At 41.5% G+C, this 14,466-nt stretch carries 14 protein-coding genes; 1 reads left to right on the top strand and 13 read right to left on the bottom strand.

All coding sequences use genetic code 11. The features are described from left to right. Window positions 1-29 precede the first annotated feature (29 nt). The 5 genes from D6855_RS00215 to D6855_RS00195 all read right to left on the bottom strand — a co-directional run bounded on the left by D6855_RS00215 (window position 30) and on the right by D6855_RS00195 (window position 5,633). Complete coding sequence (locus D6855_RS00215; RefSeq protein WP_120736823.1) at window positions 30-1,958, bottom strand: endonuclease MutS2; 1,929 nt, start codon at window positions 1,956-1,958, stop codon at window positions 30-32. Window positions 1,959-2,659: 701 nt separating this feature from the next. Then, on the bottom strand, window positions 2,660-3,544 hold the full coding sequence (locus D6855_RS00210; protein WP_158589427.1) for an NAD-dependent epimerase/dehydratase family protein: 885 nt from the start codon (window positions 3,542-3,544) through the stop codon (window positions 2,660-2,662). A gap of 120 nt (window positions 3,545-3,664) precedes the next feature. Continuing rightward, window positions 3,665-3,838, bottom strand: coding sequence for a hypothetical protein (locus D6855_RS16640; protein ID WP_158589426.1), 174 nt, complete (start codon window positions 3,836-3,838; stop codon window positions 3,665-3,667). Window positions 3,839-3,929: 91 nt separating this feature from the next. Then, entirely contained in the window at window positions 3,930-4,460 is a 531-nt protein-coding gene (locus D6855_RS00200) for a GNAT family N-acetyltransferase (RefSeq protein WP_256372297.1), read from the bottom strand. 9 nt (window positions 4,461-4,469) lie between these two features. Continuing rightward, a complete protein-coding gene (locus D6855_RS00195; RefSeq protein ID WP_120736816.1) occupies window positions 4,470-5,633 on the bottom strand; it encodes an MFS transporter in 1,164 nt (387 codons plus the stop codon). 121 nt (window positions 5,634-5,754) lie between these two features. Here D6855_RS00195 and D6855_RS00190 point away from each other — a divergent pair, with 121 nt between their 5' ends. Beyond that, entirely contained in the window at window positions 5,755-6,657 is a 903-nt protein-coding gene (locus tag D6855_RS00190; protein WP_120736814.1) for an AraC family transcriptional regulator, read from the top strand. Between the two features lie 88 nt (window positions 6,658-6,745). Here the strand turns inward: D6855_RS00190 and D6855_RS00185 are convergent, their stop codons facing one another. From D6855_RS00185 to D6855_RS00145, 8 genes are all read right to left on the bottom strand, one after another. Continuing rightward, on the bottom strand, window positions 6,746-7,291 hold the full coding sequence (locus tag D6855_RS00185) for a GNAT family N-acetyltransferase (protein ID WP_120736812.1): 546 nt from the start codon (window positions 7,289-7,291) through the stop codon (window positions 6,746-6,748). 101 nt (window positions 7,292-7,392) lie between these two features. Beyond that, entirely contained in the window at window positions 7,393-8,241 is an 849-nt protein-coding gene (locus D6855_RS00180) for a MerR family transcriptional regulator (RefSeq protein ID WP_120736810.1), read from the bottom strand. Window positions 8,242-8,246: 5 nt separating this feature from the next. Further along, window positions 8,247-8,981 carry an ABC transporter permease gene (locus tag D6855_RS00175; RefSeq protein ID WP_120736808.1) on the bottom strand — a complete coding sequence of 245 codons (735 nt, stop codon included), beginning with the start codon at window positions 8,979-8,981 and terminating at the stop codon, window positions 8,247-8,249. After that, a complete protein-coding gene (locus D6855_RS00170; protein ID WP_120736806.1) occupies window positions 8,981-9,700 on the bottom strand; it encodes an ABC transporter ATP-binding protein in 720 nt (239 codons plus the stop codon). Before D6855_RS00170 ends, D6855_RS00175 begins: the two co-directional genes overlap by 1 nt. 97 nt (window positions 9,701-9,797) lie before the next feature. Next, on the bottom strand, window positions 9,798-12,047 hold the full coding sequence (locus D6855_RS00165; RefSeq protein WP_120736804.1) for an ATP-binding cassette domain-containing protein: 2,250 nt from the start codon (window positions 12,045-12,047) through the stop codon (window positions 9,798-9,800). Window positions 12,048-12,152: 105 nt separating this feature from the next. Beyond that, window positions 12,153-13,100: a GNAT family N-acetyltransferase gene (locus D6855_RS00160; RefSeq protein WP_120736802.1), complete on the bottom strand. Its 948-nt coding sequence runs from the start codon at window positions 13,098-13,100 to the stop codon at window positions 12,153-12,155. 32 nt (window positions 13,101-13,132) lie between these two features. Further along, a complete protein-coding gene (locus D6855_RS00155; protein ID WP_120736800.1) occupies window positions 13,133-13,564 on the bottom strand; it encodes a GNAT family N-acetyltransferase in 432 nt (143 codons plus the stop codon). A gap of 330 nt (window positions 13,565-13,894) precedes the next feature. Continuing rightward, the gene (locus tag D6855_RS00145) at window positions 13,895-14,407 is read right to left on the bottom strand and encodes a GNAT family N-acetyltransferase (RefSeq protein WP_120736796.1); all 513 of its coding nucleotides are present in this window, start codon (window positions 14,405-14,407) and stop codon (window positions 13,895-13,897) included. Window positions 14,408-14,466 lie beyond the last annotated feature (59 nt).

Genomic DNA, 14,466 nt, shown 5'->3' with positions numbered 1-14,466 from the left:
ATAGGAAAGTATCTTATCCTCAAGGTTACTCATCCCAAATAATCCTCCGTACCCGACAGATCATTCTCCTTGTACTCAATTACTTCTGTGGTGTACTTTCGTCCCATATCGTGGCGTTTCTTGCGGTTTTCCACGGTATCAAAGACTATGGACATATCATAATCCTCTGGATACAGTTCCTGGGCCTTTACATGCAATTTAACCCGCTTGTGGTTGATCCAAATTTTGCGCTTTGCCACTTGAACTCTGAGAACGCCTTTTTCATTTACTTCCTCGCAAACAATGCCAATCTTTTTATCCGGAAGCACCATAACACTGTCCCCAATCTGGAACTTGTCAGTCACATTAGTGGTCTTAGGTTTAGCCTTTTTTCTGCTTATCTTGGGGCCTGAAGTAGCTTTTTTCCGCTCCTCATTTTGGAAGTCAAAAGAGCTAACGGCGTCCTCTCCATAAGCTGCTGCCACCGCGATTTTCAGCATCTCTTTCGACATACCAAGCCTGTCGGCAATATAAAATGCGCAGCTTTCCCCAGCTTCGCCTATGATCATTTGGTAGGTAGGCTTTAGTGTCTGCCTGTCAAAGGCCATTCTGGCATTTACAATACCATCGCTCTTAGCCGCATACTCTTTTACCTCAGGATAATGAGTGGTAACCAGGAAGTTAGCTCCGGTTTCACGAAGCTTTTCCAGTATGGCGATTGCAATTCCCATGCCCTCCTGTGGATCTGTTCCGGAGCCCAGCTCATCCATGATAACAAAGCCGTCTTTGTCGATTTCCGCGAGGATATTCAAGACATTTTTTATGTGGGAGGAGAAGGTGGAAAGGTTATCAGTAAGGTCCTGACCATCTCCTATATCGCAAAAATATCCTGAATTCATGCAGAGATCTGCACTCTTGCAGCAAACATGAAGGCCGCACTGAGCCATGACGGCATTGAGCATTACGGTCTTGATTGAAACTGTCTTGCCGCCTGTGTTGGGGCCAGTTATCACGACACCTCTGTTATTTGTACCAAGCTCAAAGTTCAGGGGAACACAGATCTGTGGATCCATTAAAGGATGTCTTGCCTCATCCAGAACGATCCTTCTATCAAGGTTTATCTGAGGCTCATTAGCGTCAAGTTCTATACTGAGCTTTCCTTTTGAGAAAACGTAATCCAGCTTCTCGATAATGCGTATGCTCTCTGTCAGGGCTTCTGCGCAGTCTGCCACCATTGCTGTCAAAGTATACAGAATGCGATAGACCTCATTTTCCTCATCTATGCGAAGGCTCTGCACTTCTTCGCCAATCTTTATTACGCCCTCAGGCTCCACAAATAGCGTGCTTCCTGTACTGGATTTGTCCACAAGACTCCCTGGAATTCTGTATTTGTATTCCTTCTTTACAGGCACACAAATCCTGCCATTTCTGGTGGTATAGAAATTATCCGCCATGTAGTCGCGATTGTTATAAATAACTGATTCTGCTTTTTTCTTCATCTCATCTTCAAGCTGCTGAATCTTGATTCTGATCTCCAAAAGCAGTTTTGAAGCGTGGTCGTCAACTCTTTCCCCTCTGATCTGTGTTGCAATCTCTTCCCTAAGTTCCTCCTGTGTATAAAGAGATTCATCATAAAAGCTAAGGTCATTCTGATATTGATGTCCTCTCTTAAGATAAGATGACAATCTGTCTAAAACAGTAAGAATTCCTTCTACTCGCTCTAACTGATAAGGTGAAAGGCAATCTCCCTTCTGGGCTATTTCCAGTATTTCCAATATCTCCGACACATCCTGCAGCGGCGGATTCCCCAGCTTTTTAATCAGCTCTTTTGCATCCGTAGTATCTTTTATCTCTCTTCTAAGCGTGGTCTCATCCAGAATAATCCACTTCAGTTCTATCTGCTGTTTCGCCTTACTAGTTATTGCAAGGCCTGACCATATTTCTTTTACTCTATTAAATTCAATTTGATTCTCTATCATCTCTGTTAAGCGCCCTTTCGACTACATTTACATTCTTGAACCTATCCTTCAAGGTTCCATAAAACATTGTTCATCAAAAGTGCATCAAAAAAACCATGATACCTTACGCTTAAGATATCATGGTTATATGCAAAAAGAACTATTTCAAACCCACGCTGTAGTTCTAGGTTATATGTTATTGAACATACCGTCCAAAGTACCATATTCTCTGGATATTCAACGAGGTCTCAACCAATCTATGTATTAAGCGTAATGAAATAAAGCTAACACGATCACTCTAGTTAACTGAATTCGTACCACTAAAGCTGCACTGCACGAACTTGCAGCTTTACATATCATCTTATTCAACTAATGATATGGGTTATTTACCCACCACGCTTAACATAAATTATCCTCTGTTGTTAATTGTTTGTCTGTCTTGATACTAGCACCTGTATTGTATGACGTCAAGATTTTGAACCTACTCGCCTACAGCAACACGTTCAACGTAATGAACGCTGTGATAAGACCTATAGATGAATATCAATCTTGTAGATATAAGTACAAAAGCAATGCCAAATAATACATAAGACCTGATCCAGGTTCCCACACCTACACGCGGTTTTGCAAGATTTATATCGTCTTTATAGTATAGTACTATGGAATCACCATAAAGTTCCGTTTCTTCAATATACTATACCTGGTCATTTACGAAGGCTCCATTAAACTGCAATATAAAACAAATTTGATGTTGCCGTCTTGAAGTCAATCAACGGGTACAGCCATTCTTTAAGTTCACGGAATCTGTAACCAATTGATTCAGCCTTTTCAGTGCTAAAACTGAGTGTATCTTCAATTCCATTATATGGGGCATTATCACCCGTCTGACTAATCACAGCTTTCTTCCCAAGACGTTTTTCTATGTGCTCAATTATATCTGATATCTTAACCGCTTCTTTTGAACATCCATTTATCGGTCCCGGAACAAAGTGTTCAGCAAGATATGCAATAAAATCACCAGCATCTTTCTCGTATATGAATGCCATCTTCGTATCCATATCATCGATATTCATAGGTTTCTGATCTCTTATATGCTCAATATAGAAATCCAGTCTGCCTGTATAATCATTTTCACCCATGACTATTGGATATCTGACAAAAGAAATATTGGCAGGATCCATGAACTCAAATACTGCTCTTTCCGCCTGCCTCTTAGTTTCTTCGTAGTTCTTGATTCTGTCTATCCAGTGAAGCTCATATTCTTCAGGTTTAAATTCATCTTCCGTAATATCAGCATGTTCTTTAGGATAAACAGAACATGTAGACATCTGTATATATCTGTCACAGCTTACGTTTTCCAAAAGTGCCTTAACATCATTGGAACTGTAGGCAATCTTATCAATTATCAAGTCAAAATGCTTTCCGCTCAAAGCCTCTTTAACACTTGCAGAATCCATCCTATCCATGACAACATATTCTACAGTGCCATCAAATACCGGCTTTGATTTGCCTCTTGTTGCGATTGTGATTTCATGCCCTTTTTTGAGCAAGGTATTAACCATAGGTATCCCAAAATATCTCGTTCCACCAACAACAAGTATTTTCATAATCATCCCCCATTCAATCCCAATTTACAATTGTGCATAATACTGGAATATAATCCTTCTCTGCAGGATATATTCTGATACGCTCATTTTCAATCATGGCAAACTCTCTCCCTCTATTTATCATTCTTCAACAATAAGCTTATATAAATTTACCGTGCTGCAAGGTATAACACATATTAGTTCCTCAGCCATAACGCCCCTTTCAATATAACTATCGTGAAGCCTTTCCATTTCTGCCTTGCTGTAACAGTTAATTATTCTCTTCCTATTCGTTTTATCAAAAAAATTCTTCATCTTTTTCCCTCCTGTATAATCCTTAAGTTCTTTGACCTCACAGCCCTTATTCGCCAGGTTTTGAATCTTACGCTTTCTTTTTTCAGGGATCTCAACCATCGCATCTTTGCGCCAAATAAAATCGATATAGTTCTTCGTTTGCATCATTGACATCTCTGTACATTTTTTTCTCTTTAAATAAAAAACCTACTCTTTCTATCACTTTCCATGATGGGAGATTATCCTCACGGATAGTGGCAATCATCTCGTTTTCATCATAATGCTCAAAGAAATAACAAACATACGCCTTTACTGCTTCTGAAGCGTATCCATTATTTCGAAAATCTGCTCCGATAAAATAAGTAATACCCACTTTCCCAAAATCCTCATAATATGAACATCCGACAGCGCCGACAGGCGAACCTGTTCTCTTATCTTCAATCACATAAGCAAGATAATTTTTTCGAGGATTGTCCTCTCGCACCAGATTTTGTGCTTCTATAATCCAGTCATGCATCCACGAGCTACAATCTTTGTCAAAGCCTACATCATTCAAGCTCCCATCGGAAGCCATATGAATGAACGCCTCTCCGTCCGGCATTGTTACATCTCTAATTATCAATCTATCAGTCTCTATTACCACGTCGCTCACCTATAACTCTTTCCTCAGAACAACATAAGTTCTCTCCAACAATCCGATATTGAGAACCGCAAAGATCAAAAGATACAACGGCATGATTCCGATCCCGATATTCTGCTGCAGAATCCCAAAAAACATCGGCATAAAGGTACTTCCAACATAGGCAGAAGCCATCTGCAGTCCGATTACAGCCGCACTGTACTTTTTTCCGAAGTTGGTCGGAGCCATATGCTGTATGGCAGGATATACGGGGCCCATACCGGTTCCTATGATCACAAAACCGATCGCCGCAGGCAGATAATGACTGATTGGAAGCATAACCATAATAATACCGATCAGCTCCACAGTGATTCCTATCCTGATGAGCAGCCTGTCCCCAAGCTTATTTGATATAAATCCCGAGATTAGCCTGCCAAGCATCAGTCCGCCGAATATCAGTGATCCGAACGAAGCTATCAGTCCGTCGGAAAGTCCTTCCTTAGTTCCTGCAAAATAACTCGATGTCCATAGGAAACAGGTACATTCTCCCGCACAGTATGCATAGAATGCGATCAGTGTCAGTATCACTCCGGGAACCTTCAGTGCTTCTCTGATGCCGGCTCCCGCTTCATCCTCAGCCTCCGCATTACTCTCATTCCTTTTCCAAAGCGGTAGAGACAGGATGCATATAAGCAGTATCCCCATTTGAAGATACGCCGTCCATCTGTATCCCTCATTCCACCTTGCTTTACTTAATGCCAAAGCCATGATGTTCGGGCTGATAACAGCACCTACTCCATAAAAGCAATGAAGGAAATTCATAACAGAACCTGAGTAATTGTTAGCCACGTAGTGGTTTACGGATGCATCAATTGCACCGGCACCGAGGCCATAAGGTATCACGAACAGAAACAGCATCGCATAAGATGTCGAGAACGAAAAACCAAAAAGGCCAAACACAGTCAGCAGGATGGAAACGATCACGATCCACTTTGTATGAAACCTCCTTATCATTCGCGGACTTATCAGCGCCGATATTATCGTCATAAACGATATTGCCATCGAAACATACCCTGCATATGAAGAAGGTACTCCGAAAGCCACTTGCATCGTTGGCCACCCGGAGCCGAGAAGTGAGTCCGGCAATCCCAGACTCATAAATATCAGATATATTACAGCCAGTAATAGAGAATACATAGCGTTAACCTCCGCTGATCACGTCTTTTATGAGAGTATATCACTCAATCTATGTTTACATATAGAATAAAATCGCATATAATAAGGCAAATTATAGGACAAAATCTTCAAAGGAGTTTTCATGGGACTTTCATACTCTACTGACAAAACCGATGAAACCGGAAAAGAATTGCTCACGTATGGAACACCTGATTTCCCAATTGCTTTTTTTGACGATGATCTCACTAAAGTCAAGGTCCCCTGGCACTGGCATAATGAACTGGAGCTATTAGTGATCCTTTCAGGTGAAGTGAGTGTATTTATCGCCGGATGTGAGTTTAATCTTAAAGCCGGAGAAGGCTACTTTGCTAACAGCGGGATTCTTCATTCATCTGAGCTTCATTCAAAAACCGGATGGCAGCATTGCATGGTCTTTAATCCCCGCGTGATAGCAACACCGGATGATATCATATGGAATAACTATGTGTTACCGATCCTTTCCAAAGATAATCTTCCCTTTATCAAATTGTCACCGGAAATCCCCTGGCAAAAGGAGGTCCTTTTCCTGTCGGAGAAAGCCTGGCTTGCCGGGGCCAACGAGAAAACGGATTATGCTCTTACAGTCCGTTTCGCATTAAGTCAGATTTCTTCTCTTATCATCCATAATATCGATACAGAAACAGAACATCCCTTCACGTCTAAAACGCAAAGGGATGAACTTCGGATTAAGAAAACTCTTTATTATATTGAAACACATTATCGAGAGCAGATCACGATTGATATTATTGCTGCATCTGCAGGCATAAGTGTAAGTACTTTGTTAAGGCTATATCACGACATTCTTCATACCACGCCGATTCAGTATGTTCTTCAGTATCGTCTGGAACAGATTCGGGAAGAACTATTGTTATACCCTGACTCATCAATATCTGAAATAGCTTATTCATGCGGGTTTAATGATATCAGTTATTTTAACCGATGCTTTCTGAAGAAATACGGCTGCACTCCATCAACATTTAGGAGTGAGCATTGTGATAGCAAATAATGAAAATATAAAAAATGATTAAAATCGAAATAAGCAAATTGCGGGATCAGGATATTGCCTACGATATTTTCTCTATCTTTTCCTTATTTTACATTTTCCTCTCATAAAGATAGAAATCAGTCCAGCCGGTGTTGTTGGCAAACCAATGCTGCTTCCCGCAAAATACAAAACCAAGACTTTCGTACAGTTTCTGAGCAGGAAGATTTGAAGAAAGTGCGTCAAAGCGGCAGGCTTTCATTTTTTTAGTCCGTCCAAGTTCCAGCGCAGACTGAATCATTTTCTTTCCGATTCCTTTTCCCTGAAAATCCGGCATGATTCCAAGAATATGAAGTACCATCACCTCGTCATCATTTGCCTCAACCTGCCATTTTACAGGATGATAATCTTCTCCCTGAGAGAACGTGATTGCGATCACTCCCGCAAGATTCCCATCCTCCATAAACTGGTACATGTTTCCACCGTCGATGTACATTTGAATCATTTCGTCGGTTGGATGCTTTCCGTATTCCCAGCGGGCGTATTCCTTCATACTCGGCGTGCGGTTGATTATGTCGATGTATGCCGACTTTATTTTTTCAAAATCCGAGGCAGATGCTTTTACAAAATTTTTTTTGAGATTCGTCTGATTTTTCATGTTCCTTTTCTCCATTGCAGCTCTTTTTTTCTGACTTTAATATATAGTAAAAAATACAGAGCCGGCCAAAATCACACTGATTTTAACCGGTTCTGCACAGATTAAACCTGCCTGATCGGGATCTGAATTTCAGAAAGCCATTCGCTTTCGTCCTCCCTATTCCATACACCATCGATATATTTTTCACGTATCGGTCCTGCGATCTTAAATCCGTTCTCTTCAATAAACTTAAGAATGATCTCATAACTTTCCGGAAAATCAGCATATGAGCCTTTGTGAAATATGCATGCTGCATTAATCTCGGGAAGACATTTAAAATGTAATTCTTTCGTATCTTCCTTTTTCCGGGTGACTGTCTGACATATTTCCACCGCTATCTCATCTTCCTTATATCCCGGCTCCGGATATGAGGTAAAGCAGTATTCCGGTAAGGCACATTCACACCCGGCTTCTTCCATCAATTCACCCAGTCTCGGCATCATCTCAAAAAGACAGTCATACGATTCTATTCTCTCTGTTAAATAAGCCACTGTTGATTCCGGTATTGTTTTCACCAGCACAGGTGCCGAAAGCATTCCCTTGTTCCTTGCAAGATACCCGTCAAGGATACTAACCTGTCTTGTCAGTTCCGCAATCTTCGACAACAATTCTGATTTTTTCTTATGTATCACAGCTTCCTCATCGGAGCCCGCATTGATTCTTCTTATATCATCCAGGGTAAATCCCGCTTCCTTAAGGGCGGTGATCTGATGAATGACCGCCATCTGGTTCATTGTATAATATCTGTATCCGTTCTCATCATTTATTCGGGCAGGGATCAATAATCCCTGCTCCTCATAAAACCTCAGAGTCTTTACGGTAACATGGTTCATCGCGGCAAACATTCCAATTTTATATAATATTTCATCTTCTGCCGGCACACAGGCTTCATGCTTTTCTTTTAATTCCATATACTCTACTCCCATCTAAAAGTTTTAACTGAAACAAAAGAACATATCACGGTTATTATCATCAGGATAACAACCGGTATGAGCATCCGGTCATATATACCCAATGATATATCCTTTAACAGGTTTATGCCTACCCCCAGAGGAAGAATGTCTGAGAAGACCCGAAGCTTTTCAGGAAAGATCTCTGCGGGAACCGTAGCCCCCGAGAAGAAAAGCATCGGAAAATACACAAGGCTCGTAACTACATTCATTGATTTTACCGTTCTGCAAAGGCTTGCGATCATCAGTCCTATCGAAAACATGGAGATCATGGTAAGTAACCAGGCAAAGATATAGAGCAGCACATTTCCTTCCATTCTGTATCCAAAAAAGAATACTGCCGTTACTGAGAGAATCATTGTAGAAATAACCGCCATCACTCCACTGGCTATTGTATCACAGGCAAGCAGCCTTACAGGAGAGCACGGGCTGCAATACATCCTTCTGAGTACTCCCTGTGAACGGTATTCGACCAGAGAGATTGGTATGCTCATAAATGCACTACAGCATATACCGACTGTTGAAAGGGCAACGTATGATCCTGAAAGAAATGTAAGCCCTGAGTTTCCGGCTTCCTTATTCCCTGCTATTAGCGAGATCAGGATCAGAACAATAAGCGGCATTCCCAGATTAAAGAGAATCACATCAGGTGATCTCATAAAAAGTTTCTGTTCAACTTTATACATCTTAAAGAATCTCATTACAGTTCCTCCTCCATATAAAACAGATATGCATCTTCCAGATTTTTTTGCTTCGAATTATTTACAATATCAGCGACTGTTCCCTCAACAACTTTTTTGCCGGACTTTATTATGCAGACATGGTCGCATAAAGCTTCTGCCTCTTCCATGTAATGCGTGGTCAGGAAAATAGTCAGTCCTTTGTCCTTAAGTTGTTTAAGTGTTCGCCACACCTCTCTTCTGGCCTCAACATCAAGACCGGTTGTCAGCTCGTCTAAAAATACTATCTCAGGATTACCGATAAGCGCCAGGACTATGGAAAGCTTCTGTCTCTCCCCACCCGACAGTTTTGAGACCATGCTCTTTTGCAATTCTGTCAGTCCAAACTGACGAAGAAGTTCTTCATGATCCGCAGCTTTCTCGTATAAAGACCCGTATTCGATACAAGCCTCTTCCACAGTGATGCTGCTCTGATATTTAGTCTGCTGAAGCTGTACCCCGACTCTTTCAAATACAGCCTTTCTGTTTACAGCCGCATTCATCCCCAGAATGACCGATCTTCCCTCATCCGCTTTCTTAAGTCCCAGAATCAGATCGATAGTGGTACTTTTTCCGGCGCCATTATGGCCGAGCAGACCAAATACTTCGCCTTTCCTGACTTTGAAAGACAGGTTATCAACCACCTTCCTTTTTCCGAAAGCTTTTTCCAGATTCTCTACAACTATAGCGTTTTCATACATAAAAAAATCCTCCTTTCTGTTTTCCAAGGAGGATTCTAACCCCTCCCCTATAGGGGAGAGTCAATAGTAAGTTTTACTTTTTCATCTATATATGTCCTTAATCTTGCTCCTTTCTTTTCCGAAGATATTTTGCAGTTATCGTTTCCCCGTTCCTGATCATTTCTTCGGGTGTCCCGGTAAACACTATCCTGCCTCCGTTTGTGCCTCCGTCAGGTCCGACATCAATTATATAGTCTGCAAGTTTCATGACATCTGTATTATGCTCTATTACTATTACAGTATTACCCTTATCGACTATTGTTTCAAGTATACCGACTATTTTTTCTATATCTGCTGCATGAAGTCCTGTTGTGGGCTCATCAAGTATATATATGTTTCCCCTCCTGCCGATGTTCTGCGCAAGCTTGACCCTCTGGCGTTCTCCTCCCGAAAAGCTTGATAAGGGTTGACCCAATGAGATGTAAGGAAGTCCCACCTCCATAAGAGCCTTCAGATTCTTTGTTATCTTCCTGTTGTCTTTGAAAAAGTCAAGAGCATCTTCTACGCTCAACGAAAGAACTTCTTCTATCGTCAAACCCTTATATTTGTAACCGAGCGCTTCTTCACTGTATCTTGAACCGTTACAATACTCACATACAGTTGTGACAGGATCCATAAACACAAGTTCCGTGGTTATAAATCCACGGCCCTTGCAGTGCGGACATGCACCCTTGCCATTGAATGTGAACAATCCGGCGTCTACTTCATTCTCTTTGGCAAACACCTTCCTGATCTCATCAAAGAAGCCAAGAAAAGTGCATACCGTAGATCTACCGGTAGCCGTTATTGCACTCTGATCGATAAGCACGGCCATATCGGAATACTGTTTTGCAAAGACATCCCTTATAAGAGATGATTTTCCGCTTCCCGCAACTCCCGTTACCACGGTAAGTATACCTGTAGGGATATCAATATCCACATTCTTTAAGTTGTGGATGTTAGCTCCCCTTACCTGCAGAAATCCTTTCGGCTGTCTGACTTTTTCCTTAACCTTAACCTCCGATTTTAAGGCATTGCCCGTCCTGGTATTACTTATAAGCAGATCTTCATATGTTCCCTGGAAAAGCACCTGTCCGCCGTTCTTACCTGCAAGCGGCCCTATATCTATAACTTCATCCGCTATGCTGATTATATCTTTATCATGTTCGACCACCAATACCGTATTACCTTTATCCCGTAAGCTTTTAAGAAGCCTGGTCATTCTGTGGACATCCCTCGGATGCATGCCGGTACTTGGCTCATCAAAAATATATATCATTCCGCACAGAGAGCTTCCCATATATCTTACCAGCTTAAGCCTCTGGGCCTCTCCTCCCGAAAGGCTGGAACTTTCCCTGTTCATCGAAAGATATGGAAGACCTATATCTATCATTCTGTCAAGAGAATCCGTAAGCTGCTTAACAAGGGTTACTGCCCTCTCATCATCGATCTTTTTTAGTTCACCCCGCAAAGTGCTGAATTCCATATCGCACATATCCGCTATGTTATATCTGCCGATCCTGCACGAGAGGGTCTGCTCGTTAAGCCTCTTTCCCTTACAGTCAGGGCACTCACACTCATATATGAACTGACTGATCTTCTTAAGAGTGTAATCCGTCTGCTCTTCTACACCCTTCATCAGTACCAGTCTCTTGAATTGATTGTATACACCCTCGATCTTCTTATCGATCCTTTTGCCGCCTTTGGTGTATGATCCGTACAGCAGGATATTATGCTCTTTTTCACTCAGATCCTTCCATGGCACATCAGTCCTGAAATATTCCGGATGCCTGTAAACCTTCCAATAATACTTCCCTGCCCCGAAGGCCGGAAGCTTAAAGCATCCCTCGTCATAGCTCTTATCCTCATCTATGAGGTTATACATATCCAGATCCATGATCTTACCGATACCGGCGCAGGTCCTGCACATTCCGTTTGGATTATTAAATGAAAAATAAGAAGCGGGACCTATAGACGGAGTTCCTATCCTTGAAAAGAGAAGTCTTAGCACCGAATACATATCACTTATGGTTCCGACTGTCGATCTCGCGTTACCTCCCAGCCTGCTCTGATCGACAACAACCGAAGGGTTAAGATTATCTATTGATTCTACGTGGGGCTTTTCATACTTGGGAAGCCTTCCCCTTACCCATGCTGTATATGTTTCATTCATCTGCCGCTGGCTCTCAGCGGCTACGGTATCAAAGACAATGCTTGACTTACCTGAACCTGATACACCCGTAAAAACCACGATCTTATTCTTTGGTATATCAAGCGAAATGTTCTTAAGATTATTCTGTTTCAGTCCTCGTATCCTTATAGGTTCCATCGCTTTACTCTCCTTCTTTACGCTCTGTTCTTTTTTTCATCCCTACAGTATCACACATAAAAAAGGCCGTATAAATTACACTGATTTCAAACGGTTTTGCACAGATTAAACCTGCATGATCCGCTCATCTATCCTGCGCACAACGCCGTTGGTATAGGCATGAAAAAACTTAAGCCAAAACCCGCTGCCTGACGGATTGATGCTTTCAAAATCTACGCCAAGTCTGGTATATCCTTCCGTTTTCAAAGTATTTACCACAAAATTCAACAGGTTCTGATATACTCCCCTGCCCCTGTGTTCCGGCATACAATATGCCCCCATGATATGGCGATAAAGATTCCCTGATGCAATGAAGGTTTCACCCTGCTCTGACACTTCCAAATAAGCGCATAATTCTCCGCCTATCTTCGCTGCAAAGTAACGTTCCTTATTCCTTTCCGAAAAATCCAAAAACTCTTCTAGTGTATCTGGTTTTCTGTTCATAAAAAAAGGGCTGGAGCAGTAATGCTCATTCAGTGCCAAATGAAGCGGATAAACATCTGCATAATCTTCCTTGGGCAATTCCAAAAACTCATATCCGCTGCATACAACGCAATCGATTGTTTCCATCTGACGAATGGCATCTACGCACCTCATGCCAAATCCATACCGAAAGAGCTGCCGTTTTGCTTCCTCATCATGTTCATATAAACAAATTGCATGTGACACCGCTCCGGCTTTTACCCACTTTTTTGCAGCCGCCTGATACAATGCCGCATAAATCCAGCCGTGATTCTCCATAACCGCGCCATTCGCACCCATGGGCGAAAAAACGCCTCTCACATCAGTGGAACGAAAAGCATTCTCAAATGGTTCCACACTGCAAAGAAATCCGACCATTTTTCCGCCTTCAAATGCTGCAACACCGAAGCCATTTCCGGATAAATGTTTCAGTATTGGAATGCTTGATATTTCCGGAAGTTCCTGTGTATATGCTCTCTCATAATTATATGCGCCAAGGGCAATTTCCGCTGCTTCCTCCATATGTCTCGGTTCAAAGTCTCGAATGATCATTTTTCCCTTTCTGCAAATCCCGAAATTGGAATTTACTCGCAATACATACAAATGGTTCCTTGTGACAGTTTAAAACCATTATTTTCATAGAATTTGGAAGCAGGTGCATATTCACTGGTATAAAGGACAACCCCGGCAGATCCTGATTCCTTACTATAATCTAATAGTGTCTTCAATAATAGCCTGCCAATACCTTGGCCCTGTCTTTCAGGTAAAACTGCCATTTCGTTAATATATATTTCTTTTTTACTTCCTGATATCTTACTTAATGCAAATATACATCCAATTACCACGTCATCTTCTTCATACACATATCCTACAAATTTTTTCTGCTCGTAATAATCCAATAAATATTCTTTTGCATTATCAGGGTTCCAATCAATCCCCCAATATTCTATAGGAAACGCCTTAGCATATATCACTCCACACTGTTGCATATCTTCTTCTTTCATTTTTCTTATCATAAAAATCACCTCGTGTGCTTCACAAAATTGCGAGTTAACTCACTATCGCCTCATCCCGAAAAATGGGAATTTGTTTATTTCAGGTTCTCAATAAAAATCTTTATTGTTTCATTTACTACAGCAGGGTTGTCAACATTATCAGATAAGATGATCGTCCCTATATTGGTGCCATTTATGTCTGATTTTGTCTTCTCACTTATCGCATGGCCCTTAGGCAGTTGCCCGGTACTTGGAGGAATTAAGACACATATGATAGTGATCAGTATTAAAGGTATTATGATATACATATATTTCAATTAAATCACCCACTATTCTCATGACTTTATGCTCTTACTTAATAATACATTCCATCTGAAGATCATATGGCTCATCTTCCACATAAGATGAAATTGGGTCAGAACTGAGACGGAAACCCATAGCGGAGTAGAAGTTTATCGTTTCCTCAGATGAACAACAGGATGCATACAAGGCATGCGCTCCTCTCTTCAGGGCTTCCTGTCTGGCAGCTTCAAGCAGGAATCTGCCAATTCCACGACGGCGGTAATCCGTGGACACATGAAAGCTATCTATGATGAGTCGCCCTTTATTTAGCTGGGGGATCAGCATAATCTCGCCAACCACACAGTTTCCCTCAAACGCACAGTATGTCACATATTTCCCACTGAGAATATCCTCAGCTTTTTGCAGGCGGCGTGTAGCATCCCAATCCTCGGTGAAAGGGTTGTAAACCAATATCATTTTCCCATCATGCAGACGATACACATTCTTCACTTCCTGATATCGCTGAAAGTCTTTCAGTGAATCGCGCGTGAAGTTATGTTTGTCAACAAGCAAAATTTCCATATAATATTATTCCTTCCATTATGCCTACCTTATTTCGTTAAGTATGCCAACTGCATACA

This window comes from Butyrivibrio sp. CB08 (assembly GCF_003625485.1).
In the GTDB taxonomy this organism is placed as follows: domain Bacteria; phylum Bacillota; class Clostridia; order Lachnospirales; family Lachnospiraceae; genus Butyrivibrio.
Note: the sequence above shows the minus strand (reverse complement) of the source record. Positions and strands in the feature narration are given on the sequence as shown.